The organism is Enterobacter cloacae complex sp. 309I3, assembly GCF_050031595.1.
In the GTDB taxonomy this organism is placed as follows: domain Bacteria; phylum Pseudomonadota; class Gammaproteobacteria; order Enterobacterales; family Enterobacteriaceae; genus Enterobacter; species Enterobacter cloacae.
This window is the reverse complement of the sequence record NZ_JBLGWI010000001.1, coordinates 363,293-386,563: the sequence shown is the minus strand read 5'-3', so window position 1 is coordinate 386,563 and position 23,271 is coordinate 363,293. Positions and strand designations below refer to the sequence as shown.

Here is a 23,271-nt window from a genome sequence, read left to right as displayed (position 1 = left end):
AAAGAGCAAATATCTCAAACATGACTCGCAAGTCAGTTTTGAGATATGACGGCAGGTGACTTTCACTCACGAACCAGCAAGTGGCGTCCCCTAGGGGATTCGAACCCCTGTTACCGCCGTGAAAGGGCGGTGTCCTGGGCCTCTAGACGAAGGGGACGTACAGTCTCAATCGCAAGACGCCTTGCTATTTACTTTTCATCAGACAATCTGTGTGAGCACTGCAAAGGCAGGTTCTTTAAGGTAAGGAGGTGATCCAACCGCAGGTTCCCCTACGGTTACCTTGTTACGACTTCACCCCAGTCATGAATCACAAAGTGGTAAGCGCCCTCCCGAAGGTTAAGCTACCTACTTCTTTTGCAACCCACTCCCATGGTGTGACGGGCGGTGTGTACAAGGCCCGGGAACGTATTCACCGTAGCATTCTGATCTACGATTACTAGCGATTCCGACTTCATGGAGTCGAGTTGCAGACTCCAATCCGGACTACGACGCACTTTATGAGGTCCGCTTGCTCTCGCGAGGTCGCTTCTCTTTGTATGCGCCATTGTAGCACGTGTGTAGCCCTGGTCGTAAGGGCCATGATGACTTGACGTCATCCCCACCTTCCTCCAGTTTATCACTGGCAGTCTCCTTTGAGTTCCCGGCCTAACCGCTGGCAACAAAGGATAAGGGTTGCGCTCGTTGCGGGACTTAACCCAACATTTCACAACACGAGCTGACGACAGCCATGCAGCACCTGTCTCACAGTTCCCGAAGGCACCAATCCATCTCTGGAAAGTTCTGTGGATGTCAAGACCAGGTAAGGTTCTTCGCGTTGCATCGAATTAAACCACATGCTCCACCGCTTGTGCGGGCCCCCGTCAATTCATTTGAGTTTTAACCTTGCGGCCGTACTCCCCAGGCGGTCGATTTAACGCGTTAGCTCCGGAAGCCACGCCTCAAGGGCACAACCTCCAAATCGACATCGTTTACGGCGTGGACTACCAGGGTATCTAATCCTGTTTGCTCCCCACGCTTTCGCACCTGAGCGTCAGTCTTTGTCCAGGGGGCCGCCTTCGCCACCGGTATTCCTCCAGATCTCTACGCATTTCACCGCTACACCTGGAATTCTACCCCCCTCTACAAGACTCCAGCCTGCCAGTTTCGAATGCAGTTCCCAGGTTGAGCCCGGGGATTTCACATCCGACTTGACAGACCGCCTGCGTGCGCTTTACGCCCAGTAATTCCGATTAACGCTTGCACCCTCCGTATTACCGCGGCTGCTGGCACGGAGTTAGCCGGTGCTTCTTCTGCGGGTAACGTCAATTGCTGCGGTTATTAACCACAACACCTTCCTCCCCGCTGAAAGTACTTTACAACCCGAAGGCCTTCTTCATACACGCGGCATGGCTGCATCAGGCTTGCGCCCATTGTGCAATATTCCCCACTGCTGCCTCCCGTAGGAGTCTGGACCGTGTCTCAGTTCCAGTGTGGCTGGTCATCCTCTCAGACCAGCTAGGGATCGTCGCCTAGGTGAGCCGTTACCCCACCTACTAGCTAATCCCATCTGGGCACATCTGATGGCAAGAGGCCCGAAGGTCCCCCTCTTTGGTCTTGCGACATTATGCGGTATTAGCTACCGTTTCCAGTAGTTATCCCCCTCCATCAGGCAGTTTCCCAGACATTACTCACCCGTCCGCCACTCGTCACCCGAGAGCAAGCTCTCTGTGCTACCGTTCGACTTGCATGTGTTAGGCCTGCCGCCAGCGTTCAATCTGAGCCATGATCAAACTCTTCAATTTAAAAGTTTGATGCTCAATGAATTAAACTTCGTAATGAATTACGTGTTCACTCGTTGAGACTTGGTATTCATTTATTGTCCGAAGACATTAAGAATCCATGTCACTTTGAGTGCCCACACAGATTGTCTGATAAATTGTTAAAGAGCAGTTGCGACGCGCTTCAGCGCTCTGTCGCGAGGTGGCGTATATTACGCTTTCCTCTTTCAGAGTCAACCCTGATTTTCAGAATTTTTTCTCTTCAACCGACCGGGTTGTTTGTGAAGTGATTCACATCCGCCGTGTCGATGGAGGCGCATTATAGGGAGTTCTCCGCAGGCCGCAACCGCTAAATGACAGAAAAATGACTGACTGCTGCATTCCCCAGCAAAACCCCGCTTTATACCCTTTTACACACAGACTTATCCACAATACAACGCGTAAGCTTCATAAGAACCCACGGATTGAGGGGGATAATCATCTATACTATTGGCAAATATTTTCCCTGACAGACAATATCCATGATCACACAACGCCTCACCCGAGACTGGCGCATTCCTGGCGCTGGCCTCATGACGCTGCTACTCCTTATTGCGGGCTTCACTCTGCACGCACACTGGGGGTCTTTCATCCAGTGGTGTCTTGCTACGCAAATCACCCTGCACCGTTATCTGGTGATGTACCTGTTGCAGCTTAATAACCATCAGTACAGCGGTGGCTTATGGCTATTAACCGGCGCGTTCTTCTATGGCGTACTTCACGCTATCGGGCCGGGGCACGGCAAATTCATTGTCACTACCTATCTCAGTACAAATAAAGAGAGCGAACTGGCTGCCCGGGTCGTTCCTTTTTTTGGCAGTATGCTGCAGGGCGTCAGCGCCATTCTGTTTGTCTTTATTCTGGCGGTGGGGTTTAACCTGGCGTCCGGGGATATCAGTACCAGCCGCTGGTATGTCGAGAAGATAAGCGCGGTCCTCATTGGCGCATTCGGCGCGTTTATCATTTACCAGGCGCTGAAAAGCCTGCGCCCGCGCAGGATGGCAATCTCCGCCATCACGCCCCTTCACCAGCATGATGAACATTGTGGCTGCGGCCATCACGGCGTAGGGGCAGACCTTGCGCAGGGTGACTGGAAAACCCGTCTGGGTGTAATTCTGGCGATCGGCGCGCGTCCGTGCAGTGGGGCCATTATGATCCTGATGTTTTCGAATGCGCTGGGCATCGTCACCTGGGGAATGGCCGCGGTAATGACCATGTCGCTGGGAACCGCGCTGTCGATTATGGGGCTATCGCTGGCCGTGCGTTACGCCCGGGAGCGCACGGTCGCCTGGTTCGGTGGCGACACCTCGCTGAAGTGGCTGGTTCCGGCGGTCAAGATTGCTGGCGGGATTGTTCTGATCCTGTTTGCGACCATCCTGTTCCTGACGGTGATCCCCATCAGCGCCAATGGCGATTACATCGCAGCAGGATGCTAATAAAAGAAAACCCGCCAGCGGCGGGTTTTTTGATTACTCGTTGATGCGTGGATGTTGGTCCACCAGTCGGGAGCGTTTCTTCTGCAGTTCTTCAATCTCTGCGTCAATATCTTCAATCTTCTGCTCGACGTTATCGTAGTGCTCGCGCAGGATCTCTTTCGCTTCCTGAATATCCGATGCCGCAGGCGTCGCCCCTTTCAGAGGACGGTTCGCCGTCTCCTTCATGGTAATACCCGTAATCAAACCAATCACCGCGATAACCATCAGGTAATAAGCGGGCATCATCAGGTTTTGCGTGCTTTCCACCAGAGAGGCGGCAAGCGTCGGCGTCAGACCGGCAATCAGAACCGAGATGTTAAAGGCCGCCGCCAGCGCACTGTAGCGAATATGCGTCGGGAACATGGCCGGTAGTGTAGAGGCCATCACCCCGATGAAGCAGTTGAGGATCACCGCCAGCATCAGCAAGCCGGCAAAAATCAGGCCCAGCACATTGCTGTTAATCAGAATGAATGCCGGAATAGCAAGGGCAAACAGCGCAACGCTACCCAGAATAATGAACGGTCGACGGCCAAAGCGGTCACTCAACAGCCCCATAATCGGTTGCACAAACAGCATACCCACCATGATGGCGATAATGATCAGCACACCGTGGTCTTCCGAGTAGTGCAGGTTATGCGACAGATAGCTCGGCATGTAGGTCAGCAGCATGTAGTAAGTCACGTTCGTGGAGATCACCAGGCCGATACAGACCAGCAGGCTGCGCCAGTGTTTGGTCGCGATCTCTTTAAAGGAGACTTTCGGGCCATCCTGCAGACCTTCGCGGTCACCCTGCTCAAGCTTATCAACGTGCTGCTGGAACGCAGGCGTCTCTTCAAGCGCATGACGCAGATACAGGCCAATGATCCCCAGCGGCAGCGCGAGGAAGAACGGAATACGCCAGCCCCATTCAAGGAAGTTCGCCTCACCAACCACGGTTGAAATCAGCACCACCACGCCCGCCCCCATGACGAACCCGGCAATGGAACCAAAGTCCAGCCAGCTTCCCATAAAGCCACGTTTACGGTCCGGGGAGTACTCTGCAACGAAGATCGAGGCACCGGTATATTCTCCCCCTACGGAGAATCCCTGAGCCATCTTACAGAGCAGCAGCAATATTGGCGCCCAGATGCCAATCGAAGCATAAGACGGGATCAGGCCGATACAGAATGTACTGATCGACATAATGACAATGGTGATGGCCAGGATCTTCTGACGACCATATTTATCACCAAGCATACCGAAGAACAGACCACCCAGCGGGCGAATGAGGAAGGGAACCGAGAACGTACCCAGCGCGGCAATCATCTGCAGGCTGGGGTCGGCGCCGGGGAAGAACACTTTACCTAACGCATAGGCCACGAAGCCGTAGACACCAAAATCGAACCATTCCATCGCATTACCGAGCGAGGCGGCAGTGATCGCTTTACGCAGTTTTGCATCATCGATGATGGTGACGTCGCGAAGCGTGATGGGTTTAATCTTTTTCCTTCTAAGCATAGCTTTCCTCGTTGACTCAGCCCTGTCCATTTCACCGGCCATCTGGTGAACCGTGAAACGGGGATCCGCTCCATGCGAATCGCCTTATTCAAGCGTAGCAGGTTTACTTACATTGACGTTTTACGTCGATACAACCGAACCTGTTGACGCCTGTCTGGGCAGTTAATGACCTTTTTACCCTACCAGCGTTTATATTTGTGATCAACTTCACATATATTTTTCCGTATCGTCAACTGAGTTCAATATTTGTCAATTTCCGCCCATCAGCTCTTTCTTATCCACCAAAAAAGAACATGCTCACGCACGTTATTATCGCCTGAACAACAATTATCAAAACCATACTGCGTCACATCAGATTTACATAAATTTTAAATATTAAAACGCGGTTCGAATATTTACGCCGAATATGTGATAGAGATAACTAAAACACTGTTTTATTTTCATTGAATCATCATTCCAATGATCGCATGATAAATCCGAACGCAACGTCCAGCGGGCTTTTGAGCGGCATGAATCAAGAGCGCGCGATTAATTTCCCTGAAAGGATAACGAAGCGCCAGGCTAAGCATCCTTTCAATTAACTGAATTTGTTGATTTTATTTTCGATAGCATTCCGTCCGCCACGCGGGACACGATGTGAGGGTTGTACATGAAGATTAAAGCCACAATAGAACGCATCCCCGGCGGGATGATGCTGGTTCCTCTGGTGCTTGGCGCCATTCTGAATACCCTGGCACCTGATACCGGTGCTTATTTTGGTGGTTTCACAAAAGGAATGATTACGGGAACCGTGCCCATTCTGGCCGTCTGGTTCTTTTGTATTGGAGCATCTATTAACCTGCGGGCAACGGGTACCGTATTACGTAAATCCGGAACGCTGGTTATAACGAAAATTGCGGTTGCCTGGGTTGTGGCAATGGTCTGTGCACTGTTCATTCCGGAGAATGGCATTCAGACCGGATTCTTCGCCGGATTATCCGTTCTGGCCATTGTCTCCGCGATGGATATGACTAACGGTGGGCTCTATGCCAGCCTGATGAACCAGTACGGCACAAAAGAGGAGTCTGGCGCCTTTGTGCTGATGTCTCTGGAGTCCGGTCCGCTGATGACGATGTTGATTCTGGGCTCGGCGGGGCTGGCCTCGTTTGAACCACACCACTTTGTCGGCGCGATCCTGCCTTTCCTGATCGGTTTTGCGCTGGGGAATCTGGACCACGATCTGCGCGATTTCTTCAGCAAAGCCACGCCGGTGCTGATCCCGTTCTTCGGCTTCGCGCTGGGGAATACCATTAACCTGAAGGTGATCCTCGATACCGGTCTGCTGGGTATTGTCCTTGGCGTGGCTGTTATCATTATCACCGGCATTCCGCTGATCATTGCCGATCGCGTAATTGGCGGAGGAAACGGAACGGCAGGTGTAGCCGCCTCTTCAGCCGCCGGGGCCGCCGTGGCGAATCCGGTGATCATTGCCCAGATTAACCCGGCTTTCGAACCGGTTGCGGCCTCGGCAACGGCGCTGGTTGCCGCCAGCGTGATCGTCACCGCCATTCTGGTGCCCATCATCACGGCCCTGTATGCGAAGCGCTTCGGCAATCTCCCCGAGCCGGATACAGAACCGAAAGCGGTAGAGCTTCATCATTAACGCACCGCATAAGACCGGCCCCTCTCCCCACCGGGTGAGGGGTTCAACCAAAAATTTCTTCCACCATCCCATCCACCAGCCGCTTTGCCGAACAGAGTCTCGGCATACCCAGCGCGACCGTTTGCCAGTTTTGAGTTACTGACCAGCTCACCGGGTGGCTGTCCGCCTGGCACCAGTCCCCCAGCCAGCCCAGCATATCTTTATGATCGATGCTCCCCGGCGTAGAGGGGGTTGTGAGCCACTGGTGATAAAAATGGCGGGTAGTGGGAGAAGCATTGATCCCCTGCGCCAGATAATTTGCCGCCATGCTGCGCAGGTTATCCTTGAGCATTGCCGCCACGTCCGCATTCGCCAGACGACAGGCATCGCCAAATGCTCCCCAGCGCAGCTCTTCCAGCACAATGTAGCAACGCCCGGCCAGCGACCAGCCATCATAGTGTCCGGCCCGCCAGCGGGTAAAAATCTGCTCGCTATGATCGCCCGCCTGCACCGTTAACCCACGCTGGGACAACGCCTTTTCTTTATAGGCTGCGCGTTGAAGAAAATGGGAAGAGAGTTCAGCGTACTGCTGAACCAGGCCCGGCGATGGCTGCGTACGCAGAGAGGTTTGCTGGCGCAGGGCAACCAGTTTATCGGCCATACGCGTCAGCGCGAGATGCCCCGGATCCAGCATGCCGGCCAGCTTTTCCGCCAGCCCCAGGCGCAGAGCCGCATTTTCGTTGAGCATTCCCGCCATTGCCCACGGTCGCAGCCGGGTGTGCGTCATGATCTCCTGCGTCAAACGCTCACGAAACTGCAGCTGTTGCGGCCCCAGATGGGTATGACGCGGCGCGTCTACCCCCTGGACCAGATCGACCATAAATTTAGGATGGATACACTCCAGCGTCCGCCCGGGACCGTCCAGTAGCTGTGTTGTCATGGTTGCTCTGCCGCGAAAAGAGTTTGAATATCATCGCGTAACAGTCGGGTATCTTCCTGAATCCACGTCGCAGTCGTGATACTTTGTTTCAACAGCTGGCTGAGCGATCGGGTCGAATGCTCATTTTGCTGACGGACTGCGAGGCTATCACGCAAGCTTTCCTGTAACCCGGCAAGGCATAACGAAAATTCTGCAAAGAACGTTGCCATACCCGCCGTAACAGAGACATCGACCTGCGCGGTTAAAGCTTTACGGATTTGTTCACAAAACTGATCAATATGCTGCATAAACTTGTCATGCAGCTGCGCAATATCAATAACGTATCGCGTGCGCGTCGCCACATAATCTTCCCAGCCCCAGCCAGGATTGTTCAGCCAGCGCGACACCGTTTCCCGTACACTTCCCGCAGCCGATGGCTGGCCTGCCGGACGGGTATCCTCCGCGATGGCATCAGTAAACAGCGCCCGCGTATTGAAGTTCAGCTGATTTGCCTGAAATGCCGGGAAACTGATCCGCGCCCGGAAACCGGCATGGCTGAGCTGCTCTTTAATACGCAGCTCAATGGGCCGCATCGCCTCATTCAGCGAACGCGCCAGCGTAGACTCCAGTTGATCGAAGCGAAGCGCCAGCTCCCGGCTGATTTTCGTCTGTGCGTCCAGCATGACCTGCTCGCAGGCGGAGCGGATGCTGTTCAGTACCGTTTGCGCCTGCCTTTCATCATCCAGCACCAGCTGCGTCAGCGCCTCCGGTGCATCCTGCCGATGATTCAGCGGATCAATACCTGCCAAATCAAGTAGCGTGTGGCTGTTGAAGATATGACCAATCGCCTGCTGAAGGGCTCCTTTCTGCAACGCCATAAAATCGTCAGTGGCGTGGAGGGCCTGCTCCACTTCGTGTTTGACTTCTTCGCTGGCCACGCGCTGCCGTGTCTGCAACAGAGCCATATCCTCTTCAAGACGCGTAATATTCAGCTCCAGCGATTCAAAGGCCACCGTCAGGGCCTGATAGCGAAAATCGAGATACTCTCTGGCATTTTGGGCATAGTTGAGCAGCTTATGCGACGCCGAACGCAGCGCAAATAACGACGCATTGGCATAGGCGGCGTAAATCAGTTTGCGGATAGGTTGTTCAAATAACGAATCTTCCCACAGCAAATCAGCCGCATGGCGAATATGTTCGATATCGTCCAGGTCCGCCGTACGCCAGCGACGCCCCAGCGCGGCCTCGGCAAAGTCCTGTACCCAGCGCTGTTCCTGGTGATCCGGTAGCTGCCCATGGTTCGCCATCTCATAGCGGGCGCGGTTTGCCAGATAGGCCCACATCGACGAAACAGGGTAAATTTGTCCCGGAGAGATGTTCCCTTTCATTAAGGTCCCGGAGATCATCGCCCTGACCTGCTCTTCATCGTCGCTGTTGCGATCCTTCTGGTCGAATTTATTCACCAGCGCATACAAAGGCACCGATTTTCCCGCTACCGAAATGGCCTGACGAACCTCTTCATCAGAAATCGATTTGAGCTGGGTATAGTCCATCACCGCCAGCACCGCGGAGGCGCGGGACAACTGTTCGGTGAGCATTTTTTGCAGATGGGGCTGCCCGGCTTCATTTGGCCCAGGCGTGTCCAGCAGCGTCAGCTGCCCCAGGTGCGCATCCAGACCCGCAAGATGCACAAACTCCACCTCAATCACCGGTATATGTTCTATCGCCGCGTACTCAGAGAATGGGAAGGCCACATCCAGCGCCTGAGAGAGCCTCACCAGGTCGTTCAGGCTTTTCAGACAATGAAATATCGGCTGCGCCCCAAGGTGGTGTTTCTCGAAAGCCTCGCCTCTTTCAATTCTCTCCAGCAGCGTATTCATGTCTTTATCGATTTCCAGACGCTGCGCCAGCTTGCCGCGATCGTCATCGCAGAGCTTTTTCTGTAGCAGTTGGATCAGATCATCAATGGGAGAGACATGCGTAAAATGCAGTACCGGCTCTTTCTGGCCCGGCGTATGACGAATAAGGGTCGGGAGCGCCGTCATCGGACGGTTGCGGTTGGGCAATACTTCGGTGCCCACAATCGCATTAATGGTGGTCGATTTCCCCGCCTTCATGGTTCCAACAATAGCCAGCACCATTTCCAGACGGGTTATTTTGCGCAATTCACTATTCAGCATCGCCTGCTGTGCTTCGACACCACGCGCGCTAAAATGCAAAGGTAAAACGTTGTTCTTTTCACCCGTAATGGCCGTCGCGGTACTCTCCAGCATCGCTATCGGCATTGATTTCAAGGTATCAAGGTTTTGCAGGGCGAGTTGTAGCAACCGTTCTGCTTCCTGGCTTAATTCAAAAATTGTCTGTGTGTGCATGATAAAAGCCTTTCCTTAACGCAAATTTATTACTTTTATTAAGCCACCGGGTTTTAATTATGTTTTTCGGCTTATATGATCACGTGTGGAAAACATGTTCACCGAAATATAACTGATTGAAGACAATCAGAAATAAATCGCTATCCTTGCATGGCGTGAAAAGCTTTTCTCCTGACCTGATAGTCAAAAGATAAAAAGCGTAGCCCATTTTTAAGAAACTTCAGGATATATCATCATTATTTACCCACCTAAAAAGAGAGGGAATGGTTCAGCGTCATAACAGATGTACGACGACGAAAACCGGCGATAAATAACAATGTGTCGCTTCACCTTATCCGAAATGGCGGAACGTAGCAATTTGCCGCAATAAAATATTCGATATATTCAGTGTCAATTCTTCCCAACACGTTAATGGCGTTAGCATCGCTTAACCGACTGACAGAAAGTGTCACCCGCAACACGCTTTTCGGTTTTTTTTTATTAAACAATATCACCGACAATCGTGTGGATTTGCGTTATACTTGCCCTCTTTTTCGGCGCTCTGCCGTCATTTTGCTGGCACTTTCCAGCGTGTTAAGCACTTTTTTGAGGATACCCCCGATGCAACTTCCACACTGCCCGAAATGCAATTCTGAATACACCTATGAAGATAATGGCATGTTCATCTGCCCGGAATGCGCCCACGAATGGAACGACGCAGAGCCGTCACAGGATGCTGACGTGCTGATTGTAAAAGATGCTAACGGTAACCTGCTGGCAGATGGCGACAGCGTCACCGTCGTCAAAGACCTGAAGGTTAAAGGCAGCTCTTCCATGCTGAAGATCGGGACCAAAGTGAAGAATATCCGTCTGGTTGAAGGCGATCATAATATCGACTGCAAAATTGACGGTTTTGGTCCAATGAAACTGAAATCTGAGTTTGTGAAAAAGAACTGATTTGCCCGCCCGGTGGCGCTTCGCTTACCGGGCACACACCCACTACACTTAATGGGCTTTTCTTACGTGAGGTAAAGATTATGCCGTTAAGTCCCTACATCTCTTTCGCCGGCAACTGCGCAGAGGCAACCGCCTTTTATCAGCAGGCCGTCGGCGCAGAACTCCTCTATAAAATCACCTTCGGCGAAATGCCAAAAAGCGAGAGCAGCGAAGAAGGCTGCCCGTCTGGCATGCAGTTCCCGGACTCCGCTATAGCCCACTCCAACGTTCGCATTGCGGGCAGCGATATCATGATGAGCGATGGCCTGCCGCCGGGCAGTAAGGCGCAGTATGCCGGATTCACGCTGGTTCTCGACACACAGGATGTCAATGAAGGCAAACGCTGGTTCGACAATCTCGCGGATGGCGGAAATATTGAAATGGCCTGGCAGGAGACCTTCTGGGCGCACGGTTTCGGTAAGGTCACCGACAAATACGGCGTGCCGTGGATGATTAACGTCGTTAAGCAGCAACAAAGTTCGTAGGCCGGATAAGCGCAGCGCATCCGGCAACAACCCCGGGTGGCGCTGCGCTGACCGGGCCTGGAAAGATTGTCATCGTTTTCACTTCAACTCTTCAAACTCCCGCAACCTGCACTTAACCCAAATGTCATATTGATGCGCCAGCATGAGGCCACATTTATTGTGAGGCCCAGCATATGCAAACCGTCATCCGCGTAGAGAAACTGAGCAAGACCTTTCATCACAACAAGGCTCTGCATGCCGTTGATCTGACCGTCCAGCAGGGCGACATGGTAGCGCTGCTGGGGCCATCCGGTTCAGGTAAATCCACCCTATTGCGTCACTTAAGCGGCCTGATTACCGGCGATAGCATCCCGGAAAGCCACGTCGAACTGCTGGGCAACACCGTACAGCGCGCAGGGCGACTGGCGCGGGATATCCGCAAAAGCCGCGCGCAGACAGGCTGCATCTTCCAGCAATTTAATCTGGTAAATCGACTGACGGTGCTGGAGAACGTGCTGATTGGCGCGCTCGGCAGCACCCCATTCTGGCGCACCTGTCTGCGCTGGTTCTCCCCGTTACAGAAGCAAGAGGCGTTGCGGGCACTCACCCGCGTAGGCATGGCGCACTTCGCCCATCAGCGCGTCTCCACCCTCTCCGGTGGACAACAGCAGCGCGTGGCCATCGCCCGTGCCCTGATGCAGAAAGCGAAAATCATCCTTGCCGACGAGCCCATCGCCTCGCTGGATCCGGAATCCGCCCGCATCGTGATGGAAACCCTGCATGACATTAACCAGAACGACGGCATCACCGTGGTGGTGACGCTGCATCAGGTGGATTACGCCCTGCGCTACTGCGAGCGCATTGTCGCCCTGCGTCAGGGACATGTGTTCTTTGATGGCGCAAGCCACCAGTTTGATAACGAACGTTTTGACCATCTCTACCGCAGCATTAACCGTGTCGAAGAGAACGCGAAGGCTGCATAACGTCCCCACTACGAGGAATGGAAATGAGCTATAAAACGGTTGCCGCGCTGGCTTTCACCAGCATGTTCAGCATCAGCACCCTGTTAAGCCCTGCGTACGCCGAGGAGCAGGAAAAAGCGCTGAACTTTGGCATTATTTCGACGGAATCACAGCAGAACCTGAAGCCTCAGTGGGAACCCTTCCTGAAAGATATGGAAACCAAACTGGGGATCAAAGTAAACGCCTTCTTCGCCCCGGACTACGCGGGCATCATCCAGGGGATGCGCTTTAACAAAGTGGACATCGCCTGGTATGGCAACCTCTCCGCCATGGAAGCGGTGGATCGTGCAAACGGCCAGGTCTTTGCCCAGACCGTTGCTGCAGATGGCTCTCCGGGTTACTGGAGCGTGCTGATCGTCAACAAAGACAGCCCGATCAATAACCTCAACGATATGCTCGCCAAACGCAAAGAACTGACCTTCGGCAACGGCGATCCAAACTCCACTTCAGGCTTCCTGGTGCCGGGCTATTACGTCTTCGCCAAAAATAATGCCTCTGCCAGCGATTTCAAACGCACCGTCAATGCCAGCCATGAAACCAACGCTCTGGCCGTGGCCAACAAGCAGGTGGACGTCGCCACCAACAACACCGAAAACCTCGACAAGCTGAAGACCTCCGCACCGGACAAGCTGAAAGAGCTGAAGGTGATCTGGAAATCCCCTCTCATCCCGGGTGACCCGATTGTCTGGCGCAAAAACCTTTCTGAAGGCACCAAGGACAAGGTGTACGACTTCTTTATGACCTACGGCAAAACGCCGGAAGAGAAAGCCGTGCTGACGCGTCTGGGCTGGGCACCGTTCCGCCCGTCGAGCGACCTGCAGCTGGTCCCGATTCGCCAGCTGGCGCTGTTTAAAGAGATGCAGGGCGTGAAGGACAACAAGGGGCTTAAGGACGAGGAGAAGACCAGCAAAGTGGCAGCTATTCAGGCCCAGCTGGAAGACCTGGACCGCCTGACCGCCGCGCTTGGTGCAATGACCAGTGTGAATAAAGCGGTGCAGTAACGCTTTTCTCCCTCTCCCTGTGGGAGAGGGCCGGGGTGAGGGCATCAGCGCGCACATTTTCCCCTCACCCTAATCCTCTCCCGGTGGGAGAGGGAACTAAACACAAAGGAGTCAACATGCAAACCATCACCCTCCCACCGCCGAAACGCAGCTGGTTCTCGCTATTTAGCTGGGCCATCCTGCTGGCGGTGCTGGTTATCTCCTGGAAGGGCGCGGAGATGGATCCGCTGCTGCTGTTTAAAGACGCCGGTAACATGGCCACCTTCGCTGCCGACTTCTTCCCGCCCGATTTTAGCCAGTGGCAGGACTATCTCGGCGAAATGGCTGTCACCCTGCAAATCGCCGTCTGGGGGACCGCCCTGGCCGTCATCCTCTCCATTCCGTTTGGCCTGATGAGCGCGGAAAACATCGTTCCGTGGTGGATTTATCAGCCGATGCGCCGCCTGATGGACGCCTGCCGCGCCATTAACGAAATGGTGTTCGCGATGCTGTTCGTGGTCGCCGTGGGTCTGGGGCCGTTCGCGGGGGTGATGGCGCTGTTCATCCACACCACCGGCGTGCTCTCCAAGCTGCTTTCCGAAGCCGTGGAAGCCATTGAACCCGGCCCGGTCGAAGGTATTCGCGCCACCGGCGCCAACAAAATTGAAGAGATCCTTTACGGCGTGCTGCCCCAGGTCATGCCGCTGCTGATCTCCTATTCGCTCTACCGCTTCGAATCTAACGTCCGTTCCGCCACCGTCGTCGGCATGGTCGGCGCAGGGGGCATTGGCGTCACCCTGTGGGAGGCGATCCGCGGTTTCCAGTTCCAGCAAACCTGCGCCCTGATGGTACTCATCATCATCACCGTCAGCCTGCTGGATTTCCTCTCTCAACGTTTGCGTAAGCACTTCATCTGAGAAGCGAGGCTTTGATTGGTATGCACTTATCCAGACATCCGACCAGTTACCCTACCCGCTGGCAAGAGATTGCAGCAAAGCTCGAAGTGGAGCTGCGCACCCATTATCGCTGCGGAGACTACCTGCCAGCCGAACAGCAGCTTGCCGACCGCTATGAAGTGAATCGCCACACCCTGCGCCGCGCCATCGATCAGCTGGTTGAGCGCGGATGGGTACAGCGCCGTCAGGGCGTCGGCGTGCTGGTGCTGATGCGCCCGTTCGACTACCCGCTCAATGCCCAGGCGCGCTTTAGTCAGAACCTGCTCGACCAGGGAAGCCATCCCACCAGCGAAAAAATGCTCTCCGTGCTGCGTCCGGCCTCCAGCCATGTAGCCGATGCGCTGGGTATTCAGGAGGGCGACAACGTTGTGCATCTGCGCACCCTGCGCCGGGTCAATGGCGTGGCAGTCTGCCAGATAGATCACTACTTCAGCGACCTGAGCCTCTGGCCGGTGCTGCAACACTTCTCCAGCGGTTCACTGCATGACTTTTTGCAGGACGCCACGGGTCTTGTGCTCAAACGTACCCAGACGCGTATCAGCGCCCGCCGCGCGCAGGCGAAAGAGAGCAAGGTGCTGGAGATCCCCAACATGGCTCCGCTGCTCTGCGTGCGCACCCTCAACCACCGTGACGGCGAGATCAACGCAACGGAGTACTCCGTCAGCCTGACCCGCGCCGACATGATTGAATTCACCATGGAGCACTGAATGCATTTCGACACCTCCACCCGTCAGCGCTGGATGCGCGCCCTGGCCCATAGCCAGCCTGCTGCACTGGCGAGCCGCATGAACGCGCTTAACCTGACGCCAGACTATGAAACGCTCCGCGCGCCGGAAATTGGCCTGGTACAGATCCAGGCAAGAATGGGCGGTACCGGGGAGCGCTTTTTCGCCGGTGATGCCGCCCTCACCCGCGCGGTCATTCGTCTGAGCAGCGGCACGCTGGGTTACAGCTACGTGCTCGGTCGCGATAAACCGCACGCCGAGCGCTGCGCGGTGATCGACGCCCTGCTGCAGGAACAACCCCATTTCCAGACCCTGATGGAAACCCTGATTGCCCCGCTGGAAGCCGACCTCGCCGCGCGCACTGCCGCACGTCAGGCGCAAGTCAATACCAGCCGGGTCGACTTCTTTACGCTTGTTCGCGGAGATAACGCATGACGCTTCAACCCGCTTTTACCCTGGCTGTCCAGGATGCCCAACACAGTTTTCGTCGCCTGCTGAAAGCCATGAGCGAGCCTGGCGTGATTGTCTCCCTGCATCAGCTCTCCCAGGGCTGGCTGCCGCTGAACCTGGCGACCACCAGCGTACTGCTGACCCTCGCCGACAACGATACCCCGGTGTGGCTTTCGGGGACGTTATCCAATGACATCGCCAGCCAGAATCTGCGTTTTCACACTAACGCCCCGCTGGTTGAGCAGCCCCGTCAGGCGGTGTTTGCCGTTGCCGATGAGCAAATCAGCCATGAGCAGCTCAATGCCCTGAGTGAAGGCAGCGCGGTAGCACCGGAGACCAGCGCCACGCTGCTCCTGCAGGTCGCCAGCCTGAGCGGTGGTCGCATGCTGCGCCTGACCGGGGCGGGGATTGCCGACGAACGCATGGTCGCGCCACAGCTGCCGGAGTGCATTATTCATGAGCTGACCGAACGCCCGCATCCGTTCCCGCTGGGCATTGACCTGATCCTGACCTGCGGCGAGCGCCTGCTGGCGATCCCGCGAACCACCCACGTGGAGGTGTGCTGATGTACGTTGCCGTCAAAGGGGGCGAGAAGGCCATCGCCGCCGCCCATGCGCTACAGGCGCACAGACGACGGGGTGATGAACAGCTTCCCGAGCTGAGCGTCGCCCAGATTGAGCAGCAGTTGAACCTGGCGGTGGATCGGGTGATGACCGAAGGCGGCGTCGCCGACCGCGAGCTGGCAGCGCTGGCGCTGAAGCAGGCCAGCGGCGACAACGTCGAAGCCATCTTTTTGCTGCGCGCCTGGCGCACCACCGTTCCCCGCCTGGCGGTGAGCGAGCCGGTCAATACGGCAGAAATGCGCCTGGAGCGGCGAATTTCCGCCGTTTATAAAGATATTCCCGGCGGCCAGCTCCTTGGCCCTACGTACGACTACACCCACCGCCTGCTGGATTTCACCCTGCTGGCGAACGGCGAAACGCCGCCGCTCAGCACCACGGAGACCGGGCAGGAAGCGTCTCCGCACGTCTTTAGCCTGCTGGCGAAGCAGGGTCTGGCAAAGGCTGAAGAAGAGACCGGAGCACAACCCGACGACATCACCCGCACGCCTCCCGTTTACCCCTGTTCACGCTCGTCTCGCCTGCAGCAGCTGATGCGCGGGGACGAAGGCTATCTGCTGGCGCTGGCCTATTCAACGCAGCGCGGCTACGGGCGTAACCACCCGTTTGCGGCGGAGATCCGCAGCGGCTATCTCGACGTCGAAATCATCCCCGAAGAGCTGGGTTTTGCTGTGAACGTCGGTGAACTGCTAATGACCGAGTGTGAAATGGTGAATGGTTTTGTCGCACCTGACGACGACACCCCACACTTTACCCGTGGTTACGGGTTGGTCTTTGGCATGAGCGAGCGTAAAGCCATGGCGATGGCGCTGGTTGACCGCGCCCTGCAGGCGCCGGACTACGGCGAACAGATTTCCGGCCCGGCACAGGACGAAGAGTTTGTGCTGGCCCACGCGGATAACGTCGAGGCGGCGGGCTTTGTTTCGCACCTCAAGCTGCCGCATTACGTTGACTTCCAGGCCGAACTGGAACTGCTGAAACGTCTGCAACGGGAGCGTGAAAATGGCTAACCTAAGCGGCTACAACTTTGCTTATCTGGACGAGCAAACCAAACGCATGATCCGCCGCGCCATCCTGAAAGCGGTCGCTATCCCCGGCTATCAGGTGCCGTTTGGTGGTCGAGAAATGCCGATGCCTTACGGCTGGGGCACCGGTGGCATTCAGCTTACCGCCAGCGTCATCGGTGAGTCAGACGTGCTGAAGGTCATCGACCAGGGAGCCGACGACACCACCAACGCCGTGTCGATTCGCAACTTCTTTAAGCGCGTGACGGGCGTCAACACCACCGAAAAAACCGAAGATGCGACGCTTATCCAGACCCGCCACCGCATTCCCGAAACGCCGCTCACTGAAGATCAGATTTTGATTTTCCAGGTGCCGATCCCGGAGCCGCTGCGCTTTATCGAGCCGCGCGAAACCGAAACCCGCACCATGCACGCCCTGGAAGAGTACGGGGTGATGCAGGTGAAGCTGTATGAAGATATCGCCCGCTTCGGCCATATCGCCACCACCTACGCCTACCCGGTGAAGGTCAACGGGCGCTACGTGATGGATCCGTCGCCGATCCCGAAATTCGACAACCCGAAAATGGACATGATGCCTGCCCTGCAGCTGTTCGGTGCCGGGCGCGAAAAGCGCATCTACGCCGTCCCGCCCTACACCCGCGTGGAGAGTCTCGATTTCGATGACCACCCGTTCACGGTGCAGGAGTGGGACGAGCCGTGCGCCATCTGCGGCTCGAAGCACAGCTATCTGGATGAAGTGGTGCTGGATGACACGGGCAAACGGATGTTTGTCTGCTCCGACACCGATTACTGCCGCCAACAGAGCGAGGCGAACAGCCAATGAAACCGCTGCTTTCAGTGAACAACCTGACCCACCTTTACGCGCCGGGCAAAGGCTTCAGCGACGTCTCTTTCGAGCTGTGGCCGGGCGAGGTGCTGGGGATTGTCGGTGAATCCGGCTCGGGTAAAACCACCCTGCTGAAGTCCATCTCCGCTCGCCTGGCCCCGCAGAACGGCGAGATTTTGTATGAGGGCGCCTCCCTCTATGGCATGAGCGAGGCTGAACGCCGCCGCCTGCTGCGCACCGAATGGGGCGTGGTACATCAGCATCCGCTGGACGGACTGCGTCGTCAGGTCTCGGCGGGAGGCAATATCGGCGAACGGCTGATGGCGACCGGCGCGCGGCACTACGGCAACATCCGGGAAACCGCACAGCGCTGGCTGACCGATGTGGAGATCCCCGCCTCGCGCATCGACGATTTGCCCACCACCTTCTCCGGCGGCATGCAGCAGCGCCTGCAGATCGCCCGTAACCTGGTCACCCACCCGAAGCTGGTGTTTATGGATGAACCCACCGGTGGGCTGGACGTCTCCGTGCAGGCGCGCCTGCTCGACCTGCTGCGCGGTCTGGTGGTGGAGCTGAACCTGGCGGTGGTGATTGTCACCCATGATCTGGGCGTCGCTCGCCTGCTGGCAGACCGTCTGCTGGTAATGAAGCAGGGTCAGGTGGTGGAAAGTGGGTTAACCGACCGCGTGCTCGACGATCCGCTCCATCCTTACACCCAGCTGCTGGTGTCATCCGTATTGCAGAATTGAGGGCGCCACCCGGCAAAACGAACGCCGTACCTTGTAGGCCGGGTAAGCGAAGCGCCACCCGGCAAGAAAACGCCACGAGGCCAAAATGATCCACGTAGAAAACGTAAGTAAAACCTTTGTGCTCCACCAGCAAAACGGCGTGCGTCTGCCGGTGCTGCAAAATGCCTCTCTGAAGGTGAACAGCGGCGAATGCGTGGTGCTGCACGGCCACTCCGGCAGCGGAAAATCCACCCTGCTGCGCTCCCTGTACGCCAACTATCTGCCGGACGAGGGGCACATTCATATTCGCCATGCCGATGAATGGGTCGACCTGGTTCAGGCCCCCGCGCGTAAGGTGTTGGAAGTCCGCCGCTCGACGATCGGCTGGGTGAGCCAGTTTCTGCGGGTGATCCCGCGGATCTCCGCTCTGGATGTGGTAATGCAGCCGCTGCTGGATCTCGGCGTGCCGCGCGAAACCTGCGCCGCCAAAGCCGCCAGCCTGCTGACGCGCCTCAACGTCCCGGAACGCCTCTGGCATCTTGCCCCGTCGACCTTTTCCGGCGGCGAACAGCAGCGCGTGAATATCGCTCGCGGATTTATCGTCGACTACCCGATTTTACTTCTTGATGAACCCACCGCTTCGCTCGACAGCAAAAACAGCGCGGCAGTGGTGGAACTGATCGAACAGGCCAAAGCGCGCGGCGCGGCGATCGTCGGGATCTTCCACGACGAGAGCGTTCGCAACCGCGTGGCGGACAGGCTGCACCCGATGGGGACAAGCGTATGATTATCAATAACGTCAAGCTGGTGCTGGAAAATGAGGTCATCGACGGCTCGATTGAGATCCGCGACGGCGCGATCCGCGCGTATGCCGAAACCCGAAGCCATTTGCCCGAAGCGATGGACGGCGAAGGCGGCTGGCTGCTGCCAGGGCTGATTGAGCTGCACACCGATAATCTGGATAAATTCTTCACCCCACGGCCGAAGGTGGACTGGCCCGCCCATTCGGCGATGAGCAGCCACGACGCGCTGATGGTTGCCAGCGGCATCACCACCGTGCTGGATGCGGTGGCGATTGGTGACGTACGCGACGGCGGCGATCGGCTGGAGAATCTGGAAAAGATGATCAACGCCGTGGAAGAGACGCAAAAGCGCGGTCTTAACCGCGCCGAACATCGCCTGCACCTGCGCTGCGAGTTGCCGCATCACACCACCCTGCCGCTGTTTGAAAAGCTGGTAGACCGCGAGCCAGTGTCGCTGGTCTCGTTGATGGACCACTCGCCGGGGCAGCGCCAGTTCGCCAGCCTCGAAAAATACCGCGAGTATTACCAGGGCAAATATTCTCTTAACGATGTGGAGATGGCGCGCTACGAGGAAGAGCAGCTGGCGCTGGCGGCACAGTGGTCACAGCCGAACCGTGTTTCGATTGCCGCAATGTGCCGGGACCGTAACATCGCGCTGGCCAGCCATGATGATGCCACGCACAACCATGTCCGCGAATCCCACCAGCTTGGCAGCGTGATCGCTGAATTTCCTACCACGTTTGAGGCGGCAGAGGCCTCCCGCGCGCATGGCATGAACGTGCTGATGGGGGCACCGAACATCGTGCGCGGCGGCTCGCATTCCGGCAACGTGGCGGCAAGCAAACTCGCCTCGCTCGGCCTGCTGGATATCCTCTCTTCCGACTACTACCCCGCCAGCCTGCTGGACGCCGCCTTCCGCGTCGCGAATGACGACAGCAACTGCTTCACGTTGCCGCAGGCAATTCGCCTGGTAACGAAGAACCCGGCATCCGCGCTTAATCTTCACGACCGGGGCGAGATAGCCGAAGGAAAACGGGCGGATCTGGTGCTGGCCCACCGTAAGGGCGAGCACATCCATATCGACCACGTCTGGCGTCAGGGAAAAAGGGTGTTCTGATGGGAAGAGTCATCTGGTTAATGGGGCCCTCCGGCTCCGGGAAGGACAGCCTGCTGTCCGCCTTACGGCAGCGGGAACACCCGCAGCTGCTGGTCGCACATCGCTATATTACCCGGGCGGCGAATGCCGGTAGTGAAAACCATATCGCCCTGAGCGAACAGGAATTTTTCACTCGCGCCGGGCAGAATCTGCTGGCGCTCAGCTGGCACGCCAACGGCTACTACTACGGGATCGGCATTGAGATCGACCTGTGGCTGCACGCGGGTTTTGACGTGCTGGTCAACGGCTCTCGTGCGCATCTTCCCCAGGCACGCGCCCGGTATGCCTCGGCGCTGCTGCCGGTCTGTCTGCAGGTTTCGCCGGATGTCCTGCGCAGCCGCCTGCAAAGCCGCGGACGCGAAAGCGAAAAAGAGATCGCGCAGAGACTCGAACGCGCAGCGCGCTATACCCCGGCGGATTGCCACATCCTCAACAACGACGGAAGTTTGCTACAGTCAGTCGATAACGTTTTATCGCTTATCCGTCAGAAGGAGAAACAGCATGCCTGACTGCACGCTTCGCCCCGCCACCGCCGATGATGCGCAAATCGTTTACGCGCTGATCTGCGAGTTAAAACAGGCCGAATTTGATCATCAGGCGTTCCACGCCGGGTATCTGGCCAATCTGCAGGACCACAATATGCGTTATCAGCTGGCAGAGCTGAATGGACAGGTGGTGGGTATGATTGGCCTGCATATGCAGTTTCACCTGCACCACGCCAGATGGATCGGCGAAATCCAGGAGCTGGTGGTGATGCCCGAGGCGCGTGGTCTTAAAGTGGGGAGCCAACTGCTGGCATGGGCAGAGGACACCGCGCGGCAGGCGGGCGCGGAACTGACGGAGCTCTCCACCAGCGTCCGGCGGCTGGACGCCCACCGTTTTTATGTTCGTGAAGGGTATACGCAGAGCCATTTTCGTTTCACCAAACCGTTGTAGAGGTGCACGATGAGTCTGACCATCACGTTAACGGGCACCGGCAGTGCCCAGCTGGTCCCGGTGTTTGGCTGCGATTGCGCGGCATGCCGCCGGGCACGTCTGCAGGAGAATTATCGTCGTCGGCCCTGTAGCGCGGCCGTCAAATTCAATGATGCGGTGACGCTACTGGACGCGGGTATTCCGCACCTGATGGACGACTGGCCAGCCGGCAGCTTTCAGCAGTTTTTGCTGACCCACTACCATATGGATCACGTTCAGGGGCTGTTTCCCCTGCGCTGGGGCGTTGGCGCGACGATCCCCGTTTACGGCCCGCCGGATGAAGCCGGATGTGACGATCTCTTCAAACACCCGGGCATTCTGGATTTCAGCCATATGCTGGAGCCGTTTGTGATGTTTGAGCTGCAGGGCCTGCGGGTGACGCCGCTGCCGCTCAACCACTCGAAGCTCACCTTTGGTTATCTGCTGGAGTCCGCCCACAGCCGCGTGGCGTGGCTCTCTGATACCGCCGGATTGCCGGAGAAAACGGTGAAATTTCTGCTCAACAACCAGCCACAGGCGATGATCATCGACTGTAGCCATGAACCGCGCCCACAGACGCCGCGCAACCATTGCGATTTAAACACCGTGGTGGCACTGAACGAGGTGATTGGCTGCCCGCAGGTGATCCTGACCCATATCAGCCATCAGTTTGACGTGTGGATGATGGATAACCCGCTGCCGGACGGCATCGAAGCGGGATATGACGGCATGGTGTTGGTGCTGGATTAGGTTTTCTCCCTCTCCCGTGGGAGAGGGTTGAGGTAAGGGCAACAGGCCGCACTTAACCGCGATCGTAATCCTCTTCTAACCGCCGCTCATCCTCTTCCAGGCGTCGTCTGTCGTCATCTAACTGGCGCTGACGCTCGTCTAAACGGCGGCGTCTGTCTTCAAGCTGCCGACGGCGGTCGTCATACTGACGGCTATCAATGCGACGGTCATCGTCATAACGATCGTCATCATCGTTGCTGCGGCTGCTGCCGGGGTTATAGGCATCGTTGATCGCCTGCTGAATGTTGCCAATGGCATCATCAATCACATCGGCATGCGCCAGTTGGCTGGAGAGTGACAGCAGACCAAATAACAGAGCGGTAGAGTAACGTTTCATAAGGCCAGACTCGCAGGTGAACTGGCCTTACGGTAATTAACCGCAAACGGGAGAGGTAGCGGAGGAATCTCAAATTCTTTAGCGAGGCGACGCTTCCATTATTTGACGCACTCGCTGTTTATTCTCTGCGACCAGCACAATCCCGGAGCATTTTTGGTCCGGAGAATGACTCCAGATGCGGTCTTCAGGAATACATCCTCCGTCATATATCACCTTGCTGCCATCATAAGGCCAGAATGCTCCCTGCTCTGTGTCGAGTACAAAAACAGCGATTTGGTCGGATTCACGGGCTATTTTCTGCCAGAGCATCTTTCCACCCTCATATTGCTCGAAGTCGCTGATTAAGGTCACGCCGCAATGTAAGACCAACGCTTCATAGAGACGAGTCGCCAGCCCTTTGTCTCGTTCGGCAGGATCGACACAAATGCCTTCTACCTGGACAACGCGAGTATCTTCCCAGCATCGTTCGACTGCGATAATGTCCTTTCCCAGATGGGCTTTATGCTGTAAATCCAGAGCAGCAACAACCCGATGCCGGGGAACGCCATCAAAGGTTTCGATATCTGCTTCAATAATTGCAGCCCGGGGCGTCTGGCTGTCATAAATGACATGTAACACCCGACCGGAGAGTTCAAATTCATCTACGAGCGTAAATGACCTGGCAACCGTATTCGGGCTGTACGTTGTAGGCATCACGATCATTTGTGAGTCCCCTCTTGTGAGTACCGGCATAATTCCCTTTATATCTTAATCCGCTAAATTTTGCGCAGATTAGCATCGC

The 23,271-nt window shown here is 56.3% G+C and carries 23 protein-coding genes, 1 tRNA gene and 1 rRNA gene; 18 read left to right on the top strand and 7 right to left on the bottom strand.

The features are described from left to right. Positions 1-81: 81 nt before the first annotated feature. Positions 82-157 (bottom strand) — tRNA-Glu (locus ACQG22_RS01810). Between the two features lie 84 nt (positions 158-241). Continuing rightward, positions 242-1,781, bottom strand: a 16S ribosomal RNA gene (locus ACQG22_RS01805). A gap of 497 nt (positions 1,782-2,278) precedes the next feature. Between ACQG22_RS01805 and ACQG22_RS01800 the strand changes: the two genes are divergently transcribed. Next, positions 2,279-3,232, top strand: coding sequence for a nickel/cobalt transporter (locus tag ACQG22_RS01800; protein WP_336340731.1), 954 nt, complete (start codon positions 2,279-2,281; stop codon positions 3,230-3,232). Between the two features lie 33 nt (positions 3,233-3,265). On the opposite strand, the gene proP is transcribed toward ACQG22_RS01800, so the two are convergent. Then, positions 3,266-4,768: a glycine betaine/L-proline transporter ProP gene (gene proP / locus ACQG22_RS01795; RefSeq protein ID WP_013095119.1), complete on the bottom strand. Its 1,503-nt coding sequence runs from the start codon at positions 4,766-4,768 to the stop codon at positions 3,266-3,268. Between the two features lie 649 nt (positions 4,769-5,417). On the opposite strand from proP, the gene kdgT reads away from it, so the two are divergent. Continuing rightward, entirely contained in the window at positions 5,418-6,410 is a 993-nt protein-coding gene (gene kdgT / locus ACQG22_RS01790) for a 2-keto-3-deoxygluconate transporter (RefSeq protein WP_013095118.1), read from the top strand. A gap of 43 nt (positions 6,411-6,453) precedes the next feature. Here kdgT and ACQG22_RS01785 read toward each other — a convergent pair whose 3' ends face one another. Continuing rightward, on the bottom strand, positions 6,454-7,329 hold the full coding sequence (locus ACQG22_RS01785; RefSeq protein ID WP_029882903.1) for a diguanylate cyclase regulator RdcB family protein: 876 nt from the start codon (positions 7,327-7,329) through the stop codon (positions 6,454-6,456). After that, complete coding sequence (gene crfC, locus ACQG22_RS01780; RefSeq protein WP_013095116.1) at positions 7,326-9,680, bottom strand: clamp-binding protein CrfC; 2,355 nt, start codon at positions 9,678-9,680, stop codon at positions 7,326-7,328. Before crfC ends, ACQG22_RS01785 begins: the two co-directional genes overlap by 4 nt. A 600-nt stretch (positions 9,681-10,280) precedes the next feature. On the opposite strand from crfC, the gene ACQG22_RS01775 reads away from it, so the two are divergent. The 16 genes from ACQG22_RS01775 to phnP all read left to right on the top strand — a co-directional run bounded on the left by ACQG22_RS01775 (position 10,281) and on the right by phnP (position 22,114). Then, positions 10,281-10,616, top strand: a complete 336-nt coding sequence (locus tag ACQG22_RS01775) for a zinc ribbon domain-containing protein YjdM (RefSeq protein ID WP_013095115.1) — start codon at positions 10,281-10,283, stop codon at positions 10,614-10,616. Between the two features lie 80 nt (positions 10,617-10,696). After that, positions 10,697-11,140: a VOC family metalloprotein YjdN gene (gene yjdN / locus ACQG22_RS01770; RefSeq protein WP_023621457.1), complete on the top strand. Its 444-nt coding sequence runs from the start codon at positions 10,697-10,699 to the stop codon at positions 11,138-11,140. 173 nt (positions 11,141-11,313) lie between these two features. Further along, a complete protein-coding gene (gene phnC / locus ACQG22_RS01765) occupies positions 11,314-12,102 on the top strand; it encodes a phosphonate ABC transporter ATP-binding protein (RefSeq protein ID WP_013095113.1) in 789 nt (262 codons plus the stop codon). A 23-nt stretch (positions 12,103-12,125) separates the two neighbouring features. Further along, positions 12,126-13,142, top strand: a complete 1,017-nt coding sequence (phnD, locus tag ACQG22_RS01760; protein ID WP_038980858.1) for a phosphonate ABC transporter substrate-binding protein — start codon at positions 12,126-12,128, stop codon at positions 13,140-13,142. A gap of 116 nt (positions 13,143-13,258) precedes the next feature. After that, the gene (gene phnE / locus ACQG22_RS01755) at positions 13,259-14,038 is read left to right on the top strand and encodes a phosphonate ABC transporter, permease protein PhnE (protein WP_013095111.1); all 780 of its coding nucleotides are present in this window, start codon (positions 13,259-13,261) and stop codon (positions 14,036-14,038) included. Positions 14,039-14,058: 20 nt separating this feature from the next. Beyond that, positions 14,059-14,784 carry a phosphonate metabolism transcriptional regulator PhnF gene (gene phnF, locus ACQG22_RS01750; protein WP_108454057.1) on the top strand — a complete coding sequence of 242 codons (726 nt, stop codon included), beginning with the start codon at positions 14,059-14,061 and terminating at the stop codon, positions 14,782-14,784. Then, positions 14,785-15,237, top strand: a complete 453-nt coding sequence (gene phnG / locus ACQG22_RS01745; protein ID WP_014830324.1) for a phosphonate C-P lyase system protein PhnG — start codon at positions 14,785-14,787, stop codon at positions 15,235-15,237. After that, positions 15,234-15,818 (top strand): phosphonate C-P lyase system protein PhnH, encoded by a 585-nt coding sequence (gene phnH, locus ACQG22_RS01740; RefSeq protein ID WP_013095108.1) that lies wholly within the window; start codon positions 15,234-15,236, stop codon positions 15,816-15,818. Before phnG ends, phnH begins: the two co-directional genes overlap by 4 nt. Beyond that, entirely contained in the window at positions 15,818-16,882 is a 1,065-nt protein-coding gene (locus tag ACQG22_RS01735; protein ID WP_038980855.1) for a carbon-phosphorus lyase complex subunit PhnI, read from the top strand. Before phnH ends, ACQG22_RS01735 begins: the two co-directional genes overlap by 1 nt. Next, positions 16,875-17,720 (top strand): alpha-D-ribose 1-methylphosphonate 5-phosphate C-P-lyase PhnJ, encoded by an 846-nt coding sequence (phnJ, locus tag ACQG22_RS01730; RefSeq protein WP_013095106.1) that lies wholly within the window; start codon positions 16,875-16,877, stop codon positions 17,718-17,720. Before ACQG22_RS01735 ends, phnJ begins: the two co-directional genes overlap by 8 nt. Continuing rightward, positions 17,717-18,472 carry a phosphonate C-P lyase system protein PhnK gene (phnK, locus tag ACQG22_RS01725; protein ID WP_013095105.1) on the top strand — a complete coding sequence of 252 codons (756 nt, stop codon included), beginning with the start codon at positions 17,717-17,719 and terminating at the stop codon, positions 18,470-18,472. Before phnJ ends, phnK begins: the two co-directional genes overlap by 4 nt. A gap of 85 nt (positions 18,473-18,557) precedes the next feature. After that, the gene (gene phnL, locus ACQG22_RS01720; RefSeq protein ID WP_040023663.1) at positions 18,558-19,238 is read left to right on the top strand and encodes a phosphonate C-P lyase system protein PhnL; all 681 of its coding nucleotides are present in this window, start codon (positions 18,558-18,560) and stop codon (positions 19,236-19,238) included. After that, on the top strand, positions 19,235-20,371 hold the full coding sequence (gene phnM, locus ACQG22_RS01715; RefSeq protein WP_062729273.1) for an alpha-D-ribose 1-methylphosphonate 5-triphosphate diphosphatase: 1,137 nt from the start codon (positions 19,235-19,237) through the stop codon (positions 20,369-20,371). The genes phnL and phnM overlap by 4 nt, the downstream gene beginning before the upstream one ends. Continuing rightward, positions 20,368-20,919, top strand: a complete 552-nt coding sequence (gene phnN, locus ACQG22_RS01710) for a ribose 1,5-bisphosphokinase (RefSeq protein ID WP_086528220.1) — start codon at positions 20,368-20,370, stop codon at positions 20,917-20,919. Before phnM ends, phnN begins: the two co-directional genes overlap by 4 nt. After that, complete coding sequence (gene phnO / locus ACQG22_RS01705; protein WP_013095101.1) at positions 20,912-21,346, top strand: aminoalkylphosphonate N-acetyltransferase; 435 nt, start codon at positions 20,912-20,914, stop codon at positions 21,344-21,346. The genes phnN and phnO overlap by 8 nt, the downstream gene beginning before the upstream one ends. Before the next feature lie 9 nt (positions 21,347-21,355). After that, a complete protein-coding gene (gene phnP, locus ACQG22_RS01700) occupies positions 21,356-22,114 on the top strand; it encodes a phosphonate metabolism protein PhnP (RefSeq protein ID WP_013095100.1) in 759 nt (252 codons plus the stop codon). Between the two features lie 52 nt (positions 22,115-22,166). On the opposite strand, the gene yjdP is transcribed toward phnP, so the two are convergent. After that, positions 22,167-22,490 (bottom strand): DDRRRQL repeat protein YjdP, encoded by a 324-nt coding sequence (gene yjdP, locus ACQG22_RS01695; protein WP_013095099.1) that lies wholly within the window; start codon positions 22,488-22,490, stop codon positions 22,167-22,169. Between the two features lie 78 nt (positions 22,491-22,568). Continuing rightward, positions 22,569-23,192: a GNAT family N-acetyltransferase gene (locus ACQG22_RS01690; protein WP_013095098.1), complete on the bottom strand. Its 624-nt coding sequence runs from the start codon at positions 23,190-23,192 to the stop codon at positions 22,569-22,571. Between the last annotated feature and the right edge of the window lie 79 nt (positions 23,193-23,271).

Coding starts and splice junctions, on each gene's coding strand:
- ACQG22_RS01735 (WP_038980855.1), top strand. CDS start 15,818: ATGTACGTTGCCGTCAAAGGGGGCGAGAAGGCCATCGCCGCCGCCCAT.
- crfC (WP_013095116.1), bottom strand. CDS start 9,680: ATGCACACACAGACAATTTTTGAATTAAGCCAGGAAGCAGAACGGTTG.
- phnK (WP_013095105.1), top strand. CDS start 17,717: ATGAAACCGCTGCTTTCAGTGAACAACCTGACCCACCTTTACGCGCCG.
- phnD (WP_038980858.1), top strand. CDS start 12,126: ATGAGCTATAAAACGGTTGCCGCGCTGGCTTTCACCAGCATGTTCAGC.
- ACQG22_RS01800 (WP_336340731.1), top strand. CDS start 2,279: ATGATCACACAACGCCTCACCCGAGACTGGCGCATTCCTGGCGCTGGC.
- kdgT (WP_013095118.1), top strand. CDS start 5,418: ATGAAGATTAAAGCCACAATAGAACGCATCCCCGGCGGGATGATGCTG.
- yjdN (WP_023621457.1), top strand. CDS start 10,697: ATGCCGTTAAGTCCCTACATCTCTTTCGCCGGCAACTGCGCAGAGGCA.
- phnO (WP_013095101.1), top strand. CDS start 20,912: ATGCCTGACTGCACGCTTCGCCCCGCCACCGCCGATGATGCGCAAATC.
- ACQG22_RS01690 (WP_013095098.1), bottom strand. CDS start 23,192: ATGATCGTGATGCCTACAACGTACAGCCCGAATACGGTTGCCAGGTCA.
- phnG (WP_014830324.1), top strand. CDS start 14,785: ATGCATTTCGACACCTCCACCCGTCAGCGCTGGATGCGCGCCCTGGCC.
- phnM (WP_062729273.1), top strand. CDS start 19,235: ATGATTATCAATAACGTCAAGCTGGTGCTGGAAAATGAGGTCATCGAC.
- phnF (WP_108454057.1), top strand. CDS start 14,059: ATGCACTTATCCAGACATCCGACCAGTTACCCTACCCGCTGGCAAGAG.
- phnC (WP_013095113.1), top strand. CDS start 11,314: ATGCAAACCGTCATCCGCGTAGAGAAACTGAGCAAGACCTTTCATCAC.
- ACQG22_RS01785 (WP_029882903.1), bottom strand. CDS start 7,329: ATGACAACACAGCTACTGGACGGTCCCGGGCGGACGCTGGAGTGTATC.
- ACQG22_RS01775 (WP_013095115.1), top strand. CDS start 10,281: ATGCAACTTCCACACTGCCCGAAATGCAATTCTGAATACACCTATGAA.
- yjdP (WP_013095099.1), bottom strand. CDS start 22,490: ATGAAACGTTACTCTACCGCTCTGTTATTTGGTCTGCTGTCACTCTCC.
- phnH (WP_013095108.1), top strand. CDS start 15,234: ATGACGCTTCAACCCGCTTTTACCCTGGCTGTCCAGGATGCCCAACAC.
- phnE (WP_013095111.1), top strand. CDS start 13,259: ATGCAAACCATCACCCTCCCACCGCCGAAACGCAGCTGGTTCTCGCTA.
- phnJ (WP_013095106.1), top strand. CDS start 16,875: ATGGCTAACCTAAGCGGCTACAACTTTGCTTATCTGGACGAGCAAACC.
- phnL (WP_040023663.1), top strand. CDS start 18,558: ATGATCCACGTAGAAAACGTAAGTAAAACCTTTGTGCTCCACCAGCAA.
- proP (WP_013095119.1), bottom strand. CDS start 4,768: ATGCTTAGAAGGAAAAAGATTAAACCCATCACGCTTCGCGACGTCACC.
- phnP (WP_013095100.1), top strand. CDS start 21,356: ATGAGTCTGACCATCACGTTAACGGGCACCGGCAGTGCCCAGCTGGTC.